We start from the raw sequence: 19,654 nt of genomic DNA on the forward strand, positions 1-19,654 counted from the left end.
GGAGAAATTTCCTCGATTCTTCGATCGGGTTCGCGACGTGGCGCGAGGGGTGTGAGCATAACGGCGGGATTGCCGTTGCAGCATCATAGCGCGATCAGCAGCGGCGGTTGTATCGTCCTCCCGGCCAGGTATCGCCGCTTCCGGAACTGTGTTTGAATGGACTTGTCCGACCGCTTGACGTTGTTCCTGAAATGAAGGCCCGGTGCGGGTTTCGATGGAACCCGACCATGTGTCTGCGGGTTCCGCCGGGTCCAGCGCATGGCCCGGGCGGTCACGCACGAAGGAGAGTCGATAACATGGGCAAACATCCGTTACCAGGAAGCGAGAAGGGCGTCGCAGAAGGTTCGCAGGTCGTCGGGCATTGCAATCCGGCGGAGCAGATCGAAGTAGTCGTGATGCTGCGCCGCCAGGGCGAACAGCAGTTCGAGCAACTCGTTGGAAAAATTACCTCGGGCGACTCCTCCGCCCAGCCTCTCTCACGCGAAGCATTTGCGAAACAGTTCGGCGCTGCACCCGCCGACATCGCGCGAACCAAAGCGTTTGCAGCACAGCACGGCCTTACCGTCGTCCGCGAGGACCCGGCGGCCAGCACGGTGGTATTGCGCGGCACGGTCGCGCAGTTTCAGACCGCATTCGATGTCCAGCTCCAGCACTACGAACACCACTCGATCGGCGAGTACCGCGGCCGCACCGGTCCGATCAATGTGCCCGACGATCTGAACGGTGTTGTCACAGCCGTTCTTGGGCTCGATAACCGTCCCCAGGCGCGCCCGCATTTCCGTATCCGGCCGCCATTCCAGCCCGCTGTCGGTGCGCGTCAGCAGACGTCGTACACACCGTTGCAACTCGCCTCGTTGTATGAGTTTCCCGCAGGCGATGGCAGCGGCGAGTGCATCGGCATCATCGAACTCGGCGGCGGTTACCAGAGCTCGGATCTCAACGCATATTTTTCCAGCCTCGGCGTGAAGGCGCCTTCGGTAGTATCGGTTGGCGTCGACGAAGGCAGCAATCAACCGAGCGGCGATCCGAGCGGCCCAGACGGCGAAGTTACGCTCGACATCGAGATCGTAGGTGCGGTCGCACCAGGCGCTAAAGTCGCGGTCTACTTCACGCAGAACAGCGACGCCGGCTTCATCGATGCGGTGAACCAGGCTGTCCACGATACGACCAACAAGCCCTCGGTCATCTCGATCAGTTGGGGTGGCCCGGAAACCTCATGGACGACGCAGTCGCAGCAGGCGTTCAACAATGTGCTGCAAGCGGCGGCGGCGGTCGGTGTGACGATCTGCGTAGCGTCGGGCGACAGCGGTTCGAGCGACGGCGCGAGCGGTGGCAATCACGTCGACTTTCCAGCCTCGAGTCCGTACGTGCTGGCGTGCGGCGGCACGACGCTGCACGCGTCGGGCAACGCGATCTCGCAGGAAACGGTCTGGAACGACGGTGCGTCGGGCGGAGCGGGTGGCGGCGGCATCAGCAGCGCGTTTGCTGTGCCGACATGGCAGAAGGGTTTATCCGCAACGCAAACGCACGGTGGCAAGATTGCGCTGACGGGGCGCGGTGTGCCCGATGTCGCGGGCGATGCATCGCCTGTGACGGGCTACACCGTGTTGATCGACGGTGCGCAGACGGTGGTGGGCGGTACGAGTGCGGTGGCGCCGTTGTGGGCTGCACTGATCGCTCGCATCAATGCAATCAAGGGCGCACCGGTCGGCTTCGTCAACCCGAAGCTGTACCAGGCAGCGAGCGCGTTCAACGATATTACGCAGGGCAATAACGGCAGTTTCGCTGCGTCGCCAGGTTGGGACGCGTGTACCGGGCTTGGCAGCCCGAACGGCCAGAAAATCGCAGCAGCACTCTAGACGGCGCACGTTGCGCGGGGTTCTCCCGCGCCGCGGACGCCGTTGGTGGACACGACGCCAGCGGGCGTCAGACGATGCCAATTAACGAATCCGATGGAGTGATCATGACGAATCCCGATTCAGCTTCCGGCAGTCCGCAGTCGACACACAACTCACACGCTCATTCCGCTGCAGCCCCGTCGCCCGCGAGCACGAGCGCGCCGCATCGTGCGGGCGACCAGCCGTTCTTCGATCCGGTCGCATACGGCAACGGGCCCGACGATTCCGTGACCGACGCGACCGAGAACGCGGCGATCACGAAGCATTCCATCGTGATCGGCGGCAAGAAGATCGCTTATACGGCAACGGCCGGACACCTCGTCACGGTCGACTCCAGCAGTTCGCTGCCCAGCGCGAAGATGTTCTATGTCGCGTTCACGCAAGATAACCAGAAGGAAGATAGCCGGCCCGTCACATTCTTCTACAACGGCGGACCGGGTTCGTCGTCGGTGTTCGTGCTGCTCGGCTCGTTTGCGCCGCGCCGGATCAAGACGTCGATGCCGGGCTTCACACCGCCCGCGCCGTACCAGATGGAAGACAATCCGGACAGCCTGCTCGACAAGAGCGATCTGGTGTTCCTCAATCCGGTCGGCACCGGTTACTCGGCGGCGATTGCGCCGAACAAGAACCGCAATTTCTGGGGCGTCGACGAAGACGCCGACTCGATCAAACAGTTCATCAAGCGGTTTCTGACCAAGAACAACCGCTGGAATTCGCCGAAGTTCCTGTACGGCGAATCGTATGGCACCGCGCGCAGTTGCGTGCTGGCGTACAAGCTGCACGAAGATGGTGTGGATCTGAACGGTGTGACGTTGCAATCGTCAATTCTCGACTACACGCAGTCGGGCAACCCGGTCGGGGCACTACCCACCGCTGCGGCGGACGCATGGTTCCACAAAAAGCTCGGCATCGCGCCGACGCCTACCGATCTCGGCGCGTTTGCCGAAGAGGTCGCCCAGTTCGCGCGCACCGACTACCTTGCCGCGCTACGCAAGTTCCCGACTACCGACGACGCAACCATCGAGAAACTGAGCGAATACACCGGCATCGACAAGACGACGCTGATCGCGTGGAGCCTCGACGTCGCCGCGTACGACAGCCGTGGCAATTCGCTGTTCCTGACCACGCTGCTCAAATCGAAAGGTCTCGCGCTCGGTTCGTATGACGGGCGGGTGACCGCGATCGATACCGGCATTGCCGGCCAGGTCGATCCGAACTCCGGCGGCAACGATCCGACCATGACCGCGGTGACCGGCGTCTATACGACGATGTGGAACACCTACCTGAACGAGCAATTGAAGTTCACGTCGAACTCGTCGTTCACCGACCTGAACGACCAGGCCTTCGCGAACTGGGATTTCGGCCACATCGATCCAACCGGTGCGCAGAAGGGACTCGACGCGCAGGGCAACGTCATCCTGTACACGGCGGGCGATCTCGCGGCCGTGATGGCGCTCAATGTCGACCTGAAGGTGCTCTCGGCGAACGGCTTCTACGACTTCGTCACGCCGTTCTATCAGACGGTGCTCGATCTGCAGCAGATGCCGCTCGTCAGCGCGCAGGTGCGCCAGAACCTGTCGGCGCGCTTCTACCCGTCGGGCCATATGGTCTATCTCGACGGCGGTTCGCGGACCGCATTGAAGGCCGATCTCGCGAAGATGTATGACAGCGCGGTGACCAATACGGCGGCGGTTGGACGTATTCGTGCGTTGCAGGCGCGCCGGGCCAGCTAGGCGCGCCGCGTTAGCGTGACCGTTGCAGCACGCCGCTGTGGATGGGCGGCAGCGACGCAAGTATCAGCGACACAATCCGGCGGACCCTGCACAAAAGAGTAGGGCCGCCGGTCTTCCGTTTCGGCACACCGATTCCGGATATGTTTTAATTGGCCTGCGAATAAATCTCCGCGTCTTACTGGCGCGCCGACTGATGAACGCAGGAAATCTCCTTACGCGTCGCAAATGCGCGCGAATTGCGTCTACCGATCGTGCGAGTCTGCCGGACCGTTCGTCCGGTCGTGTCGGCGCGCGCCGCGTGCTGTGCCTCGGGCTTGCGATGACGCTCGGTGCAACGATTGCCGTCCATATCGAAGCCGCACATGCGCAGACCCCGTCGATGCTCGACGACAAGGTGACGCAGCAATCGGTAGAAGAGACGATCTGCCGTCCCGGTTATGCGGACACCGTCTCGCCGCCGCTCGACGAACTGATGGCGCACAAAGACCGTCTGCTTGCGGCGCGCGGTATCGATGCCGACGACGGCACACGCTACGCACTCGACCGGCGTGTGCCGGTCGTGCTCGGCGGCTCACCCGATGCACCTGCCAATCTCGGGCTGCTTCCGTGGGCCGGTCATCATGGCGAGCGCCGCAAGGAACTGCTCACGGCGAAACTCAAACGCTGCGTCTGTGCGGGCAAGATCAGCCTGAGCGATGCGCAGAGCGCGATTGCCGGCAACTGGTCGGCCTGGTATCAGGGCTTTGCGGATACATCGTGTGAGATCAGTCGCGAAGACGTTGCGACCAGCGACAGCGTGCCCTGACGCACACACCACACTTTTCGTCGCCCCAGACGAATTGCCACATCGCTTTCGGGTACGAATCTGGCTATGCTTGAACTAACGCGGATATCGGGAGAACGAACATGACGATGGTGACCATTTCTGCAGGACTGGTGTCGCTGGCCTTGCTCGGCGCAGTTGCGGCGGCGCTGGCCCGTCAACTGGCTCGCGATGCCGCCGCGCGCGCGCGTCTTCAACCGGTGCGCGTACGCGTGACAGAGCGCGGCGCCCGCCGTTCGGAACGTTTATGAACGTACGCGTCTGGAACATCCCGGAGTCTTGCTCCGAGCAGGACGTGCGCGCGTTCCTGCAACACGAGCTCGGTCACTACGCGAAAAGCGTTACCGTGCACGAGGCCGGCACGGCTAACGCGTACGCGATTGCCGAACTGAACGCGGATTTACCATACATCGGCGATGTGATCGCGCAGCAGTTGCACGGCAAGCTGCTCGATGGCGTTGTGCTGCAAGCCAGCGCGGCCCCGTTCGGCGACGAGCCCGATCCGAGGCACAAGCAGGACAGCTGACGCGCGCTGCCACCCAGCAACGGGCGGCGCGCGATCAAACTTCCGCAGTCGGCCAGTCGAACGGCGTGTAGGGCAGCGCCCGCTTGTGACGCGTCGCATTGTAGAAACGCAGCACCGTGTCGTACACGGCATCGCTCACCGCCTTACCTTCCAGGAAATCGTCGATATCGTCGTAGCGAATACCGTACGCGTCTTCGTCGGGTCGCTGCGGGCGCAACATTTCGAGGTCGGCGGTCGGGACTTTGTGCACCAGTTCATCCGCTGCGCCGAGTTCCCGCGCCACCGCGCGCACGCGGCGCTTGTTCAATCCCGCGAGCGGCAGCACGTCGGCGCCGCCATCGCCAAACTTCGTGAAGAAGCCCATCACCGACTCGGCCGCATGATCGGTGCCGATGACCACGCCCACGCGCGAACTGGCGACCGCATACTGGGCGATCATCCGCTGGCGTGCCTTGATGTTGCCGTGCACGAAGTCCTGCTGCCCATGATCCGCATACTGAGCCCCGCTGGCGGCAAGTGCCTCGAGCATGGCATCGGCGGCGGGTTTGACATCGACAGTCAGATTTTCATCCGCGCGGATAAATCCGAGCGAGCGCTGCGCATCCGCTTCGTCACGCTGCTGGCCGTACGGCAGACGCATTGCGACGAAATGCGCGTCGTAACCTTCCGCGCGTAGCCGTTCGACCGCGAGCTGCGCGAGGCGGCCGGCCGTCGTCGAGTCGATGCCGCCGCTTATCCCAAGTACGTATGTCTTCAGGCCGCTCGCGCGCAGATAGCGCGCGAGGAACGCCACACGGCGCTCGATTTCCTGTGCGGCGTCGAAATCCCGCGCGACGTGCAATTCTGCGGCGATGCGCTGCTGATGTGCGGCGCGATCGGATTGAGTCATCGGTCGTTCTCCCTGAAACCGGTTGAGGTGCGACGCCTGGGTTGGCGCGGCGGCGGTCCGCGCAGCGCATGCGTGCGTGCGTGCCTATTGTACGGATTGGCGGCACGGCTGCATCGAGACGCGCATCGGCAAACATCATGGGGCGCGGGCTAGTGAATCGCGTCACGACCGTGCAAGCAGCACCCCCACCAGCGCCACACCAAACCCGAGCAACTGCAAGGGCAGCAGCCTCTCGCCGAACCCGACGTAGCCCTCGAGCGCGGCGAGCGGCGGCGCAAGAAACAGCAGCGCGGTGGCGCGCGATGCATCGCCGCGCCGGACCATCCAGACGAGCAGCGTCACGCTGACACCCGACAGCATGACGATCCCCCACGCCAGCGACGCCCACAATTGAGGCGCCGGAATCCAGCGATGTTCCCCAAGCGCGACAACAAGCACGGCCGCGACCACCGCCGCACCGAAGTTCTGCACGGCACTGGCACTGCGGATATCGGCCTTTGCCAACGACGTCTTCTGGAACAGGGTGCCCGCCGTGATCGCGCAGACGGCGAGCAGCGAAACCGCAATGACGAGCCACGACGGCGCCGAGCTATGTACCGTCGACGGAGCCGCCTGGGTGAGCCGAGGTTCCAGCACGAGCGCAACGCCGACGAGCCCGAGCGCCATGCCGGCCCAGCCGCGCCGCGACAGTCGCTCGCCGAATAGCGGCGCGGCGACCGCGGCTGTCATGAGCGGTTGCAATGCGCCGAGCAGCGCCATCACGCCGGCGCTCACGCCTTGCGCGACGGCCCAGTAGCCGGCGCCGAGGTAGACACCCTGCAACAGCGCGCCCGCGAACAGGTGCTTGCCGAGGTCGCGTCCAGTTGGCCAGCGGGCGCGGGTCGCGAGCGCGACAAGCGCAAACACCAGCGCCGTGCCGCCGAAGCGTGCCAGCAGGAACAGGTTGGGATCGGCGAACGGTGTGATCGCGCGGGCGACGACAAAGCCCGTCGACCAGAGCACGACGAAAACGGCAGCAATAACGGTGGCGAGCATCGAGCAGTGGCAGCGTGGCAAAACGGCAGTATTGCGCGGTGCGTAGCGGCGCGTCTTGTTCGGCACTGCACTCCGGGCGGAGTCGCGATGAACCGGAGCAAGCGTAATAAACAAACCACGCTTTCAACCTCGGCTCGCGCCAGGGCGCTGCAAACCCCATCGCCCTACCGAACCACCAGCACCGCCCACGCTCCAAGCAGCCCACCGCAGACCGCACACATCCACAGCAGTACACGCGTACGCCGGTACTCGCGTCCGAGGTCCACCAGCAGTTGCTGTTGCTGGCGCGATACCGTGTGATCGTGCCGCTGCTGCAGATAACGCGCAGCCAGCGCCGGCATGCGCGGCACGATGTTGGCGAGATGCGGCAGCTCGCGCGACAGCCGACGCAGCCAGCCGCGATGATCGATATCGCGGCGCGCGATTTCCGCGAGGGCGGTGCGCGCGATATGCCACGTGTTCACGCCAGGATGCAGCGCGCGAGCTAGCACTTCAGCCTGCTCGAAGGCCCGCTGCGCGTCGGCGAGCCGTGGCGAGACGCCGCCGTCGAACGGCAGCACCGAATGCAGCAGATGATGAAACAGCGAACCCGCCGAGCGGTCGTGCGGATGATCGGCGAAATGCGCCTCGCTGCGCCTGCGCAGTTCGGCCTCGAGCACCTCGGTGCGCGTCGTCGCTGGAACGTGTCCCGCATCGCGATGCATATCCGCAAGCCGGCTGTAATCCTGCTCGAAGAGGGCGGTCGCGCCGTGCACGAAAAATTCCCGCTCGCTCGCCGACAGGCTCGACATCAGCGCGAAATCCGCGAGCACAAGGCGCCCGAGCGTGTCGGGTTCGATGCTGACGCGCACGCGCCGGGCATCGAGCGTAGCGTGGAAGAAACCGTGTTCGAACGCCTGTTGCGTGACGACCTCGACGATATGCGCCGCAAGCCGCGCAAGGTTCACGCGATGCTCGCCGAGACCGACGAGATCGGTGGCAGGCAGCGTCGCGATGCGTTGCATCGCGAGCGTGTGGTCCGTGCACAGATCCCAGATCACATCGGGAATGACGAGCCGCTTGTCGCCGTCGAAATGATGACCGGACTGGCTCAGGTTGGCCGCCTCGGCGCGCATGTCGAAGCGTCGCAGCAGGTCGCGACTGAACGAGTCGGCCAGTGAGCGCAACTGCAGTTTGCGCGCGGGTCCCGACAGCCGTTCGAGCCAGCGCGCGGCCCAGCACAGCAACGCCACGTCGTCGCCGATCTGCCGAACCTGGGCAGTGCGCACGAGCTTGATCGCAATGTCGGCGTGACCGTTGATCGGTGTGACGAGGCGGGCGACATGCGTCTGTTCCGCGAAGCCGCTCTGGGCCGGGCTCAGATCGATCGATGCGAACAGCGTAGCGAGCGGACGGCCGAATGCGGCAGTCAGCGCCCGTTCTACTTCATGCGGCGGCAGCGGCTCTTCGAGGTGGCCGACTGCATCGAGCGCGTCGTGCAGCGTACCGGTGGCCAGTTCCGGATGCTCCATAAGTGCTTGCGCAACAGTGCCGGCCAGCGGCCCGAGTTGCGGCAGCGCACGATGCAAACCGGCTGGCGCGTCGCCCGCTGCGTGCATGCGACTGACGAGCGTCGCCATCCAGTGCAGCTTGTGGTGCTGCGGAGCAGCAACCCACAGCAGATGCGCGCCATAGCGCAGCAGGTGGAACAGCAGGATGAGTCGGCGAAACAGTGGCGGCATCGTCGAAGGATCGGTCGGCGGCGAGGGCAGCGAGGGAGGCGACGCTTCGCGAAGCGCCGCCCGGGCGCTCAGGTTAGCAGGGAACCACGCCGGACGGGACATTGCGGTCTGTCGCGTAATACAATGCACAGGTCGACCGGACTCCTACCCGAACTCACACGTGCCACCTGGTGCCCCTTCATCTAGATGCTCGCCGAACAACGCCACCAATACATCCTCTCGCAAGTCGCCAAGAACGGCGCACTGTCGGTAGCAGAGCTAGTCCGCGAACTGAACGTGTCGCGCGAGACCATCCGGCGCGATCTGAATGCGCTTGCCGGGCGCGGCTTGATCGTGACGACACACGGTGGCGCGTTGTCCAGCGATCGCCGCGAACCGGATCTCGATGTGCGCGAAGCGGAGAATGCTGGCGCGAAACGCGCGATCGGAGAGCGCGCAGCGCTGCTCGTGCCTGACGGCGCATCGCTCGTGATCGATTCGGGCAGTACCACGCAGGCGGTCGCGCGAGCACTAACCGATCGCCATCGTTTGTCTGTCTATACGAACGACTGGCGTATCGCGTTGCTGCTCGGGCGCCGCAACGACAATCGCGTGACGCTGCTGGGCGGCGAGCTGTCCGACAACGAAGATGCGACGCTCGGGCTCGATACGGTGCAGCAGCTTGCGCAATATCACACCGATTTCGCGTTCGTCGGCGCAGGCGGGATCACGCCGGATGCGTGGCTGACCGACTACACGCGCATTGCCGCCGAAGTCCGCGCGCGCATGATCGCCGCCGCGGATACCGTGGTCGTGGTAGCCGACCACTCGAAGTTCGGGCGCGTCACGCCGGTGCGCATCAAGGGCTTTGAAAGCGCGCGCTACGTCGTGACCGAACTCGCACCCGACCGCGCGCTCGGCAAGGCGATCGCGGCGCGCGGCCCAGAACTGCTGATCGCCTGAACCGGCGCAGCGCCTCTTCCTTACCTGACCTTCAATCCCAACGCGACGAGTGCGCGGCCGATGGCCGCCACCGCGTTGTGCAGCTCATTGGCATCGATCGCGCCGATACAGCCGACGCGGAACGTTTCCACCTGCGTGAGCTTGCCCGGATAGAGGATGTAGCCCGCATCGCGCACCGCGGCATAGAAGTCGGCGAAGCGCCAGGCCGGATCGTTCGGCGCGTGGAAGGTGACGATCACCGGCGCCTGCACCTCCGGCTTCAGGAACGGCTCGAGCCCGAGCGCTTTCATACCGTCGACCAGCGTCGCGCAATTGCGTACATAGCGCGCGCCGCGCGCCGGCTGACCGCCTTCGGCAATGAAGGTATCCAGTGCCTGACGCAGCGCCGCGACCACGTGAGTCGGCGGCGTGAAGCGCCACTGCGTGGTCTTCTGCATGTACGTGTACTGGTCGTGCAGATCGAGCGCGAGCGACGGCGAGCGTCCTTCGCTCGCTTCGAGCAGCTCGCGCCGCACGATCACGAACCCCATCCCCGGCACGCCTTCGAGACATTTGCCGCTGGCCGACACCAGCGCATCGATGCCGCCGCGGCGCAGATCGATCGGCAGCCCGCCGAGCGAGCTCATCGCGTCGACAATCAGGCGTTTGCCATGCCGTTGACATACGGCGGCGATTTCATCGAGGGGATTGAGCAGGCCGGCGCTCGTTTCCAGATGCACCTGCGCGACGTGGGTGATGCGCGGGTCGCCGTTGAACGCATCTTCGATTGCCGCGGCAGTGACGGGTTCGTCCTCGCGCAGCGCCAGCTCGACATATGCAATGCCGAGTCGTTGCAGGATCTTGATGATGCGCGTGCAGTACGCGCCGTTATTCGGCACCAGCACGCGGCCGTCGCGCGGAACCAGCGTGCCGAGCGCGGCTTCGACGGCGAACGTCCCGCTGCCTTGCAGCGGTACACATACGTAGTCGTTCTGCCCGTGGACGATTTCCACGAGGTCGGCGCAGACGCTCTGGGTCATGCGGTTGAATGAGGTATCCCACGAGCCCCAGTCGTGCAGCATGGCCTCGCGGGTCGCGGGCGAAGTGGTCAAGGGGCCCGGCGTCAGCAGGACTGGATCGTTTCCGAGAATCACATAACCTCCTACGTCAATGATGAGAAGTGCGCACTGGCGCGCACGTGTTGGTTTGCATATTATTGGCGAATTGTGTCATTTTTTGGAAATGGTGAAAATAGTCATGGTGCTGTCACGCAAACCTGTGATTCTTGCCGAACCCGTTCAGGCAAGGCTGCAGGTCGGGTGGCGCGCTGGCTCGGATGATTCTCGGGTAGTCTTGCTGGGCATGGGGCGCGCAGGTTTGTAGGCAATCTGCAATCTGGCTGGACCAGCCAGACGTACGCGGCGCGGCGCTACCGCCGTTCAATCACAATAGCCAGGGTTTTTCCTGGTGAATAGTTTTCCGTTTCCTCGGAGAGAGCGACATGACAAAGACGAATCCCCATCGCACGACAGTCCGTGCCGTCCGCAAACTGCTGCCGGCCCTCGTGACGGCGGCTGCCTTCGGCGCGGCCCTGCCGGCCCATGCGGCGGATCCGGTGGTGCTGTACACGGCCGATGGCCTCGAGAATCTGTACAAGGACGTGCTGCCGGCCTTCGAGAAGAAGGAAGGCGTGAAGGTGGCGATCGTGACGGCGGGCAGCGGGGAAGTCGTGAACCGCGCGACGATCGAAAAGGATTCGCCGAAAGCGGACGTGCTCGTCACGCTGCCGCCGTTTATCCAGCAGGCCGATCAAGCCGGTCTGCTGCAGGCTTACCAGAGCGCGAACTACAAGAACGTGCCGGCTATCGCCAAGGCGGCGAGCGGTACGTGGGCGACGTTCGTCAACAACTACTTCTCGTTTGCGATCAACCCGGAAGTCGTGAAGACGCAGCCGAAGACGTTCGCCGATCTGCTCCATCCGGACTACACCGGCAAGGTCGCGTACTCGAATCCGGCAACGGCCGGCGACGGGATGGCCGTGATCATCCTGACCACCTCGCTGATGGGTGAAGACAAGGCATTCGATTACCTGAAGAAGCTCGAGCAAAGCGCGAAATTCCATACGAAGGGCACCGGCTACCTCGACGTGTTGCTGTCGCGTAACGAGATTTCGGTGGCGAACGGTGACTTGCAGATGGATCTCGACGACGCGGCGAACGGCGGCCTGTCGCTCAAGCCGATCTTCCTCGCAGCCGATGCCGGCGGCCAGCCGTCCACGTTCCAGTTGCCGTACGCGATCGGCCTGATCAAGGGCGGTCCGAACCAGGCTGAAGGCAAGAAGCTGATCGACTACCTGATGTCGACCGATGTGCAGGCGAAGGTGCCGGACATCTTCGGTATCCCGGGCCGCACCGACGTACCGCTCGCCGGCAAGAACGGTGCCGCGGTGAAGCAGGCGATCGCCGGTGTGAAGCTGATTCCGGTGGATTGGACCCAGGTGATGGCGAAGAAGGCCGACTGGACCACGCGCTGGAAGAACGACGTGATCGGCGATTCGGGCAAGCAGCTCGAAGTCGTCAAACCGAAATAATCGCGATGTCGCGTCGAGATCGACGCGACCCACGCGTAGCTATCGTTTCGCTATCGCCCCCGCAATAGCGTATTGCCAAGTTGGAGGATGGACCCGGTGAATACGGCAAGTCTTGCTCATCCCGGCGCACTCGACGCCGTCTCCGCGGCGCGCGACGCTGCGCATCCGGACGCGCCAGCCGGCGTCGACATCGAGCATCTGACCGTGCGTTTCGGTACGCGCACGGTGCTCGACGATCTCTCGCTGACGATCAAGCGCGGCGAACTACTGACCGTGCTCGGTCGCAGCGGATGTGGCAAGACGACGCTGTTGCGTTTCATTGCCGGGTTCATCGAGGCGGACGGGTTGGCCGGCACCTTGACGGTGGCCGGCCGCGATCTCACGCACGTGCCGCCGCACCGGCGCAATCTGGGGTTGCTGTTCCAGAGTTATGCGCTGTTTCCGCATCTGTCGGTATTCGAAAACGTCGCGTTCGGTTTGCGCGCGCGGCGTACGCCGGCGAAGGAAGTCGCCCGGCGCGTCGCCGATGCGCTGAAGCTCGTGCAGCTCGGCGACTCGGGGCACGTGATGCCCGCGCAGCTTTCCGGCGGCATGCAGCAGCGCGTTGCGCTCGCGCGTGCGCTCGTGATCGAACCGGATGTGCTGCTGCTCGACGAGCCGCTGTCCGCGCTCGATGCGAATCTGCGCGCTTCGGTGCGCTCCGAATTGAAGGCGCTGCATGAGCGCCTGCCCAATCTCACGATCGTGTGCGTGACACACGATCAGGACGATGCCCTGGTACTGTCCGACCGCACGCTGCTGATGCGCGAAGGTCAGATTGCGCAGCTCGGCACGCCACAACAGCTGTACGACACACCGAACGACGGCTTCGTCGCGCGCTATCTCGGCGCGGCGAACCTGTTGCCGCCGCACGTGGCGTTTCCGCTTGGCGATACGCGCTATACGGAGCGCGACCGGGTTGCGTGTCTGCGTCCGGAAAGCCTGCGCATCGTGCCGCTCGGCGAAGGGCATCTGCACGGCACGATTACTTCGGTCGAATGGTACGGCGCGGTCCTGTCGGTATCGGTCGTCCTCGACGCGATGCCGAACGACCCTGTGCTCGTCACGATGCAGCGCGGCCACGGCATGATGCCGGAACGGGGCGCGCGTGTTTCACTGCTTTATGAGGCAGACGATGTCGTCCTTATCCGCGCCTGACGGTCACGACGCGTTCGGCGCAGCCGCTGCAGCCGACGTAAGACGCGCGGCCACGGCCGCGGCGCATGCTGCCGCAAAGCGCCGTCGCGAGCGCGCGGCGCAGTGGCATCTGCTGTTCCTTGCCGTGTTCATACTCGGTCCGCTCGTCGTCTATCCGCTCGTGCGGCTCGTGCTGCTGAGTCTGACTGGTGCACACGGGCTGAGCGTGCATGCGTACGCAGCGTTCTTCCAGAATCCGGACACGAGCGGCGTGATCGGCACGACGCTGTGGATTCTGTTTGCCAGCGCCGGGCTCGCCTCGCTGCTCGGCGTCGGGCTCGCAGCGCTGCTGTTTTTCAAGCCGTTTCCGGGTGCGCGGCTGGTCACGCGTTTTCTCGAACTGTTCGTCGCGTTCCCATCGTTTCTGGTCGCGTTCACGCTGATCTTTCTGTACGGCTCGCAAGGCTCGGTCAGTATCGGCTTACAGCGGCTTTTCCATCTTCAGGCGCCGCCGCTCGATTTCCTGTTCGGTATCGGCGGGGTGATTCTGGCCGAGGTGGTGTTCTACGCGCCGTTCGTCGTGCGCCCGACGCTCGCGTCGTTCGCGACGCTCGACATGCGGCTCATCGAGGCCGCCCGCAGTCTCGGCGCGCACGGCTGGATGGTCGCGTTTCGTGTGATCCTGCCGCTCGCGTGGCCGGGCATCGCTGCGGGCACGATTCTCTGTTTCCTGCTGACGCTCAACGAGTTCGGCATCCTGATGGTGCTCGGCAGCGCGCATCTGGTTACGCTGCCCGTGGCGATCTACAGCTCGGCGACCGTCGATCTCGATCTGCCCGCTGCTGCCGCTGGTGCGGTCGTGATGCTGGCGATGTCGTTGTCGCTCTACGCGTTGTATCGAACAGTGAGCCGGCGCAAGGCCGGAGGAGCGAAGTAATGGCCGTCGATCTCGACCCGACCGTATTGCCCGTCATGCACCGGCGCGCGCGTCCTGTACAGCGCAGCCTCGGCGTGCGGTTGATCGGCAGCGTGTTGCTGGGGCTGGCGGCGCTCGCGTGTTTCTGGCTCTTCGTGCTGCCCGTGATCGTCGTCGCGCTGTCGAGTGTTGCGTCGCACTGGTCCGGCACGATCCTGCCTGATGGCTTCAGTACACGCTGGTTCGAACGCCTCGGCTCGAGCGACTTCGATGCGCTGACAACCAGCCTCGAAATCGGCTTCGGTGTCGGCGTGCTCGGTACCGTGCTTGGGCTATGGCTCGCGCTGGCGCTCGAAGGTCGTGACCGGCGTGGACTCGGCGCGCTTGTCGATACGATTGCGATGGTGCCGAACGGCGTGCCGAGTGTCGTGCTCGGGCTCGCGGTACTGATTGCGTATCACAAGAAGCCGCTCGATCTGTCGAGTTCGGCTGCGATCGTTGTGTTCGTCCAGCTCGCGCTCGTGCTGCCGTTCTGTTATCGCTGCGCGGCCGCGGCGTTGCGCCCCGAGTTGACCATCTTGCGCGAAGCGGCAGCGAGCCTCGGTGCGCCTCCATCGATGGTGTTGCGCCGCGTCGTGCTGCCGCAACTCGTGCCGGCGATCCGCGCGAGCCTTGCACTCGGTTTTGCACTGTCGCTCGGCGAACTGGGCGCAACGCTGACGGTTTATCCGCCGGGCTTCGCCACGGTGCCGATCGTCGTCGTCGGCCAGGTCGAGCGGGGGTACTACCTGCCGGCTTCAGCTCTTTCACTGATTCTGCTGCTCGTGTCGCTGGCCGCGCTGCTGCTGATCGCCGCGCGTGTGCCGAAGCGTCGCGTCGACTGAGTGCGCCTGACTGAGGGCGCATGAGCGAACGTTTCTGATTTTTCGTCGTGCTTTAACGCGACACTTCACACACTTTGATGTGGCAATTTTTGTCGAAATGACCGAAAATATGCAAAACGCTGTTGTTAGCCCTCGCGTCGATCCGATCGACGTCGTGCGCAGGCAGTCGCTGACGGCATTGGTGCGCGACGAGATCGAGCGTCACATCATCGAAGGCGCGCTGGCGCCGGGCGACAAGTTGAATGAGGCCGATTGGGCCGCGCGGCTGCAGGTGTCGCGTGGGCCGGTGCGCGAAGCGTTTCGTGCGCTGGAGCAGGCTGGTCTTGTGCACACCGAGAAGAATCGCGGCGTGTTTGTGCGAGTGGTGTCGCTGGCGGAAGCCGACGAGATCTATGCGGTGCGGGCGGTGCTCGAAGAGGCGGCGTGCAGGATGCTGGCGCCGCGCATCGATGCCGCGCAGCTCGCGGTGCTCAGAAGCCACGTCGATGCGATGCGCGACGCGTTCGATGCGCAGGATCACGACGCCTACGCGCGCGGCAACGTCGCGTTTCATGACGCGATCGTCGCGCTGGCCGGCAACGCGAAGCTGTACGAGACGTATCGGCGGCTGGTCGGCGAGTTGAGCCTGTTTCGCCGGGCTGCGCTGGCGGCGCGCGACGACTCGATGCGACGCTCACTCGCCGAGCATCGCGCGATTCTGACTGCGCTCGCATCGCGCGATGCCACGCACGCTGCGGCGCTGATGCATGCGCACGTGAACGGCGGTCGGCAGCGTGCGCACGAAGCTTATGAACCGGCCGGACAGCAGGCTGCAGAGCCGCTGCCGGTCACGCTTGACGAACCGCGCACCTGACGGTTAGCCGCCGGTGCGCATGGAAGGGAACGATGCTCACTTATTCCGAACGCACGATCGAAGTCAACGGCCGCGGCTACCGTTTGCCCGCACAACGCACAGTGGTCGTCTGCGTCGACGGTTGCGAATACGACTATCTTGAAGCAGCCGTGGCGACGGGCGTCGCGCCGTTTCTCGGCAAGATGCTGCGCGGCGGCGCGGCGTTCAAGGGCGACTGCGTCATCCCGTCGTTCACCAACCCGAATAATCTGTCGATCGTCTGCGGCGTGCCGCCGTCGGTGCATGGCATCTGCGGCAACTACTTCTGGGATCCGCAGGCGAACGGCGGCAAGGGCGCCGAGGTAATGATGAACGACCCGGCGTATCTGCGCGCGGGGACGTTGCTTGCGGCGGCGGCTGAAGCGGGTGCGTCGGTGGCTGTCGTGACGGCGAAGGACAAACTGCGTCGCCTGCTTGGCTGGCAGCTCAAGGGTATTTGTTTCTCGGCGGAGAAAGCCGATACGGCGACGCTCGAGGAAAACGGTATCGACGGGCTGCTCGACCTGGTCGGTATGCCGCTTCCGGACGTATATAGCGCTGCGCTGTCGGAGTTCGTGTTTGCCGCGGGCGTGCGGCTCGCGCAGACGCGCGACGTCGATCTGATGTACCTGTCCACCACCGATTACGTGCAGCACAAATGGGCGCCCGGCACCGAAGGTGCGAATGCGTTCTACGCGATGATGGATCGCTATCTCGCGCAACTCGATGCGCTCGGCTGGGTAATCGGACTCACCGCCGATCACGGCATGAACGCCAAGCACGATCCGCAGACGGGCGAGCCGAACGTGATCTATCTGCAGGACGTGATGGATGAATGGCTCGGCGAGCGCGCTGCACGTGTGATCCTGCCGATCACCGATCCTTACGTCGTGCATCACGGCGCACTCGGTTCGTTTGCAACGATCTATCTGCCGCACGATGTCGATGTGGCGCAGACGATCGAACGTCTGCGCGGTATCGAAGGCGTCGAGGTCGTGCTCGACAATCGCGCTGCATGCGAGCGGTTCGAGCTGCCGAACGACCGCGTCGGCGATATCGTCGTGGTCGGTACGCGCAACGTGGCGCTCGGCACACGCGCTAATGAACACGATTTGTCCGGCCTCACCGTACCGCTGCGCTCGCATGGTGGATTGTCGGAACAGACTGTGCCGCTGATCTTCAACCGGTCGATCGTCGATGTGGATGCGGGCAAGCGGCTGCGCAACTTCGATGTGTTCGACCTTGCGCTGAATCACGTGGTGGCGTCATGAACGCGATCCTCACCGACCATCCCGCGTTTCGCGCAGAGGCGCTGCGTTTGCAAGGCGAACGGGTGACGCGTGAGCGGGTGCTCGACGTCTTCGATCCGTACACGCGCACGCGTGTCGGTACGGTGCCGCTCGCGAGTGTTGAAGACGTGCGTGCGGCATTCGCGTATGCCGCGTCGTATCAGGCGAAGCTCACACGCTACGAGCGTTCGCAGATTCTCGAGCGCGCAGCGGCATTGCTGCGCGAACGCACAGAAGCAGCGTCCGATCTGATCTCGCTCGAGTCCGGGTTATCGAAACAGGATTCGCGTTACGAGATCGGCCGGGTGGCGGATGTATTCAAGTTTGCATCGATCGAAGCGCTGCGCGACGACGGTCAGAGTTTTTCCTGCGATCTGACACCGCATGGCAAGAAGCGCCGGGTGTTCACGCAGCGCGAGCCGCTCGCGGGTGCGATCGTTGCAATCACACCGTTCAACCACCCGATGAACCAGGTCGCGCACAAGATCGCGCCGGCTATTGCGACGAACAATCGCGTCATTCTGAAGCCGTCGGAGAAAGTGCCGCTGTCGGCGTTCTACCTGGCCGATCTTCTGTACGAAGCCGGTTTGCCCGAGCCGATGCTGCAGGTGCTGACCGGCGATCCACGAGAAATCGCCGACGAACTCGTGACCAATCCGCTTGCGGATCTCGTGACGTTCACCGGTGGTGTCGCAATCGGCAAGCACATCGCGGCCAGGGCGGGTTATCGGCGCGTGGTCCTCGAACTCGGCGGCAACGATCCGTTGATCGTGCTCGAAGACGCCGATCTCGAACGTGCGGCTGCGCTTGCGGTACAGGGTTCGTACAAGAATTCAGGGCAACGCTGTACCGCGGTCAAACGGATCCTCGTGCAAAAGAGCATCGCGGCGCAGTTCACCGAACTCGTTGTCGAGAAGACGCGAGCATGGTCGTACGGCGATCCGTTCGATCCGTCGAACCAGATGGGCACAGTCATCGACGAGGCGGCGGCGCAGCAGTTTCAGGCGCGCGTCGATGCGGCGGTGGCGCAGGGTGCGCGACTGCTGGTGGGCAATACGCGCAAGGGCGCGCTGTATGCGCCGACGGTGGTCGACCGCGTCGATCCGTCGATGACACTGGTTCGCGAGGAGACATTCGGACCGGTATCGCCGATTCTCACATTCGATACGCTCGACGACGCGATCCGCATCAGCAACGGGACGCCGTTCGGGTTGTCGTCCGGTGTGTGCACGAACCGGCAGGATGCGATCACGCGTTTCGTCAACGAGCTGCGGGTCGGCACAGTGAACGTGTGGGAAGTGCCGGGTTACCGGGTCGAGTTGACGCCATTCGGCGGCATCAAGGATTCGGGGCTGGGTTACAAGGAAGGCGTGCAGGAGGCAATGAAGAGCTTCACGAACCTGAAGACTTTCTCGTTGCCCTGGGAGTAGATGGATGGCTTTGAATCTTGACGATATTCGTGTGTTGTTCGAACGGCACGGCAATCTGGCGTATAGCGGCGAGCCAGTGACGCAGCTTGAGCATGCATTGCAAAGCGGTGCGCTTGCAGAGCAGGAAGGTGCCAGCGATGAGCTGGTTGCAGCTGCGTTTCTGCATGATCTGGGTCATTTGTTGAACCGGCAGGGCGATACGCCGAGTGCGCGCGGTGTCGACGATCTGCATCAGTACTTTGCGCTGCCTTTTCTGCGAGCGGTGTTGCCCGAGGCGGTCCTTGAGCCGATCCGGCTGCACGTCGATGCAAAGCGCTGCCTGTGCGCGATCGATCATAGTTACTTCAACTGCCTGAGCGTGGATTCCGTGCGCAGTCTTGAACTGCAGGGCGGCGTGTTTAGCGCTGAAGAGGCGCAGGCCTTCTTGCGCAAGCCTTATGCGCCGGATGCGCTGCGCGTGCGCAAGTGGGACGATCGCGCGAAAGTGCAGAGTCGCAAGACGCCCGATATCGAGCACTTTCTAGGTGTGGTTGAACGGGTGATGGAGCGGTACGTGCCTGCTTAGGCGCGCGCTTCGTTTTGCCGTGGCGTTTGCGCGCTGCGCTCTCTCTGGATTCGGCGGTCTTGCTGCCGAACTTCTCTGTTTGACCATCTGCGTTGACTCCTGAGGTGCGATACGAACGGCTCGATATCGGGCTGTTCGGTATTGAGCGGGAGGACGATCGCGTAGAGAAGATCGAGCAATTTCAATGCGTCAAAATAACGCTTGCGCGGGTTGGATGGTGTCGCTAGAATCTCGGTCTTTCGCGCTCCGGAGAAGCGGGGTGCGGGAGGCGGGAGAGCCAGTAGTGGCGGGGGTTTGCGGCGGGGTTGGCAGGGTGGGAAGTTTGATAAACCTGTTGACGAAGCATGAAAGACTCTTCATAATCTCGTTTCTCTGCTGCTGATGCGG

General features: G+C 63.8%; 18 protein-coding genes. 14 read left to right on the forward strand and 4 right to left on the reverse strand.

Annotated features, from left to right (window positions below; all coding sequences use genetic code 11):
- The first annotated feature begins 296 nt into the window (after nucleotides 1-296).
- The 5 genes from M0D65_RS17360 to M0D65_RS17380 all read left to right on the forward strand — a co-directional run bounded on the left by M0D65_RS17360 (nucleotide 297) and on the right by M0D65_RS17380 (nucleotide 4,980).
- Complete coding sequence (locus M0D65_RS17360; RefSeq protein WP_266253759.1) at nucleotides 297-1,859, forward strand: protease pro-enzyme activation domain-containing protein; 1,563 nt, start codon at nucleotides 297-299, stop codon at nucleotides 1,857-1,859.
- A 104-nt stretch (nucleotides 1,860-1,963) separates the two neighbouring features.
- Nucleotides 1,964-3,631: a S10 family peptidase gene (locus tag M0D65_RS17365; protein ID WP_266253760.1), complete on the forward strand. Its 1,668-nt coding sequence runs from the start codon at nucleotides 1,964-1,966 to the stop codon at nucleotides 3,629-3,631.
- A 193-nt stretch (nucleotides 3,632-3,824) separates the two neighbouring features.
- A complete protein-coding gene (locus M0D65_RS17370) occupies nucleotides 3,825-4,436 on the forward strand; it encodes a hypothetical protein (RefSeq protein ID WP_266253761.1) in 612 nt (203 codons plus the stop codon).
- Nucleotides 4,437-4,543: 107 nt separating this feature from the next.
- The gene (locus tag M0D65_RS17375; RefSeq protein WP_266253762.1) at nucleotides 4,544-4,705 is read left to right on the forward strand and encodes a hypothetical protein; all 162 of its coding nucleotides are present in this window, start codon (nucleotides 4,544-4,546) and stop codon (nucleotides 4,703-4,705) included.
- A complete protein-coding gene (locus M0D65_RS17380; protein WP_266253763.1) occupies nucleotides 4,702-4,980 on the forward strand; it encodes an RNA-binding protein in 279 nt (92 codons plus the stop codon). Before M0D65_RS17375 ends, M0D65_RS17380 begins: the two co-directional genes overlap by 4 nt.
- Before the next feature lie 34 nt (nucleotides 4,981-5,014).
- On the opposite strand, the gene nadE is transcribed toward M0D65_RS17380, so the two are convergent.
- The 3 genes from nadE to M0D65_RS17395 all read right to left on the reverse strand — a co-directional run bounded on the left by nadE (nucleotide 5,015) and on the right by M0D65_RS17395 (nucleotide 8,625).
- Nucleotides 5,015-5,869 carry an ammonia-dependent NAD(+) synthetase gene (gene nadE, locus M0D65_RS17385; protein ID WP_266253764.1) on the reverse strand — a complete coding sequence of 285 codons (855 nt, stop codon included), beginning with the start codon at nucleotides 5,867-5,869 and terminating at the stop codon, nucleotides 5,015-5,017.
- A 162-nt stretch (nucleotides 5,870-6,031) separates the two neighbouring features.
- The gene (locus tag M0D65_RS17390) at nucleotides 6,032-6,904 is read right to left on the reverse strand and encodes a DMT family transporter (protein WP_266253805.1); all 873 of its coding nucleotides are present in this window, start codon (nucleotides 6,902-6,904) and stop codon (nucleotides 6,032-6,034) included.
- A gap of 164 nt (nucleotides 6,905-7,068) precedes the next feature.
- Nucleotides 7,069-8,625 (reverse strand): AarF/ABC1/UbiB kinase family protein, encoded by a 1,557-nt coding sequence (locus M0D65_RS17395; RefSeq protein WP_266253765.1) that lies wholly within the window; start codon nucleotides 8,623-8,625, stop codon nucleotides 7,069-7,071.
- A gap of 186 nt (nucleotides 8,626-8,811) precedes the next feature.
- Here M0D65_RS17395 and M0D65_RS17400 point away from each other — a divergent pair, with 186 nt between their 5' ends.
- Nucleotides 8,812-9,567: a DeoR/GlpR family DNA-binding transcription regulator gene (locus tag M0D65_RS17400; protein WP_266253766.1), complete on the forward strand. Its 756-nt coding sequence runs from the start codon at nucleotides 8,812-8,814 to the stop codon at nucleotides 9,565-9,567.
- Nucleotides 9,568-9,587: 20 nt separating this feature from the next.
- On the opposite strand, the gene M0D65_RS17405 is transcribed toward M0D65_RS17400, so the two are convergent.
- Nucleotides 9,588-10,697, reverse strand: a complete 1,110-nt coding sequence (locus M0D65_RS17405; RefSeq protein WP_266253806.1) for a 2-aminoethylphosphonate--pyruvate transaminase — start codon at nucleotides 10,695-10,697, stop codon at nucleotides 9,588-9,590.
- 350 nt (nucleotides 10,698-11,047) lie between these two features.
- Between M0D65_RS17405 and phnS the strand changes: the two genes are divergently transcribed.
- The 8 genes from phnS (at nucleotide 11,048) to M0D65_RS17445 (ending at nucleotide 19,267) form a co-directional block, all read left to right on the forward strand.
- Nucleotides 11,048-12,136: a 2-aminoethylphosphonate ABC transporter substrate-binding protein gene (gene phnS / locus M0D65_RS17410; RefSeq protein ID WP_266253767.1), complete on the forward strand. Its 1,089-nt coding sequence runs from the start codon at nucleotides 11,048-11,050 to the stop codon at nucleotides 12,134-12,136.
- A gap of 96 nt (nucleotides 12,137-12,232) precedes the next feature.
- The gene (gene phnT, locus M0D65_RS17415; RefSeq protein ID WP_266253768.1) at nucleotides 12,233-13,333 is read left to right on the forward strand and encodes a 2-aminoethylphosphonate ABC transport system ATP-binding subunit PhnT; all 1,101 of its coding nucleotides are present in this window, start codon (nucleotides 12,233-12,235) and stop codon (nucleotides 13,331-13,333) included.
- Entirely contained in the window at nucleotides 13,311-14,249 is a 939-nt protein-coding gene (phnU, locus tag M0D65_RS17420; protein ID WP_091015820.1) for a 2-aminoethylphosphonate ABC transporter permease subunit, read from the forward strand. The genes phnT and phnU overlap by 23 nt, the downstream gene beginning before the upstream one ends.
- Nucleotides 14,249-15,112: a 2-aminoethylphosphonate ABC transport system, membrane component PhnV gene (gene phnV / locus M0D65_RS17425; protein ID WP_266253769.1), complete on the forward strand. Its 864-nt coding sequence runs from the start codon at nucleotides 14,249-14,251 to the stop codon at nucleotides 15,110-15,112. The genes phnU and phnV overlap by 1 nt, the downstream gene beginning before the upstream one ends.
- A 97-nt stretch (nucleotides 15,113-15,209) precedes the next feature.
- Nucleotides 15,210-15,965, forward strand: coding sequence for a phosphonate utilization associated transcriptional regulator (locus tag M0D65_RS17430; RefSeq protein ID WP_266253770.1), 756 nt, complete (start codon nucleotides 15,210-15,212; stop codon nucleotides 15,963-15,965).
- 32 nt (nucleotides 15,966-15,997) lie between these two features.
- Nucleotides 15,998-17,254 (forward strand): phosphonoacetate hydrolase, encoded by a 1,257-nt coding sequence (phnA, locus tag M0D65_RS17435; RefSeq protein ID WP_266253771.1) that lies wholly within the window; start codon nucleotides 15,998-16,000, stop codon nucleotides 17,252-17,254.
- On the forward strand, nucleotides 17,251-18,702 hold the full coding sequence (phnY, locus tag M0D65_RS17440) for a phosphonoacetaldehyde dehydrogenase (protein WP_266253772.1): 1,452 nt from the start codon (nucleotides 17,251-17,253) through the stop codon (nucleotides 18,700-18,702). The genes phnA and phnY overlap by 4 nt, the downstream gene beginning before the upstream one ends.
- 4 nt (nucleotides 18,703-18,706) lie before the next feature.
- Nucleotides 18,707-19,267 (forward strand): phosphonate degradation HD-domain oxygenase, encoded by a 561-nt coding sequence (locus M0D65_RS17445; RefSeq protein ID WP_266253773.1) that lies wholly within the window; start codon nucleotides 18,707-18,709, stop codon nucleotides 19,265-19,267.
- The last annotated feature ends 387 nt before the right edge of the window (nucleotides 19,268-19,654 follow it).

The organism is Paraburkholderia sp. CHISQ3 (assembly GCF_030464945.1).
Taxonomy (GTDB): domain Bacteria; phylum Pseudomonadota; class Gammaproteobacteria; order Burkholderiales; family Burkholderiaceae; genus Paraburkholderia; species Paraburkholderia megapolitana.

Bases quoted from the DNA above. Each gene is read 5' to 3' on its own strand.
- M0D65_RS17390 (WP_266253805.1), bottom strand. From the start codon at position 6,904: ATGCTCGCCACCGTTATTGCTGCCGTTTTCGTCGTGCTCTGGTCGACG.
- M0D65_RS17370 (WP_266253761.1), top strand. From the start codon at position 3,825: ATGAACGCAGGAAATCTCCTTACGCGTCGCAAATGCGCGCGAATTGCG.
- phnA (WP_266253771.1), top strand. From the start codon at position 15,998: ATGCTCACTTATTCCGAACGCACGATCGAAGTCAACGGCCGCGGCTAC.
- phnY (WP_266253772.1), top strand. From the start codon at position 17,251: ATGAACGCGATCCTCACCGACCATCCCGCGTTTCGCGCAGAGGCGCTG.
- M0D65_RS17445 (WP_266253773.1), top strand. From the start codon at position 18,707: ATGGCTTTGAATCTTGACGATATTCGTGTGTTGTTCGAACGGCACGGC.
- M0D65_RS17395 (WP_266253765.1), bottom strand. From the start codon at position 8,625: ATGCCGCCACTGTTTCGCCGACTCATCCTGCTGTTCCACCTGCTGCGC.
- nadE (WP_266253764.1), bottom strand. From the start codon at position 5,869: ATGACTCAATCCGATCGCGCCGCACATCAGCAGCGCATCGCCGCAGAA.
- M0D65_RS17430 (WP_266253770.1), top strand. From the start codon at position 15,210: ATGACCGAAAATATGCAAAACGCTGTTGTTAGCCCTCGCGTCGATCCG.
- M0D65_RS17375 (WP_266253762.1), top strand. From the start codon at position 4,544: ATGGTGACCATTTCTGCAGGACTGGTGTCGCTGGCCTTGCTCGGCGCA.
- M0D65_RS17365 (WP_266253760.1), top strand. From the start codon at position 1,964: ATGACGAATCCCGATTCAGCTTCCGGCAGTCCGCAGTCGACACACAAC.
- phnU (WP_091015820.1), top strand. From the start codon at position 13,311: ATGTCGTCCTTATCCGCGCCTGACGGTCACGACGCGTTCGGCGCAGCC.
- M0D65_RS17360 (WP_266253759.1), top strand. From the start codon at position 297: ATGGGCAAACATCCGTTACCAGGAAGCGAGAAGGGCGTCGCAGAAGGT.
- phnS (WP_266253767.1), top strand. From the start codon at position 11,048: ATGACAAAGACGAATCCCCATCGCACGACAGTCCGTGCCGTCCGCAAA.
- M0D65_RS17400 (WP_266253766.1), top strand. From the start codon at position 8,812: ATGCTCGCCGAACAACGCCACCAATACATCCTCTCGCAAGTCGCCAAG.
- M0D65_RS17380 (WP_266253763.1), top strand. From the start codon at position 4,702: ATGAACGTACGCGTCTGGAACATCCCGGAGTCTTGCTCCGAGCAGGAC.
- phnV (WP_266253769.1), top strand. From the start codon at position 14,249: ATGGCCGTCGATCTCGACCCGACCGTATTGCCCGTCATGCACCGGCGC.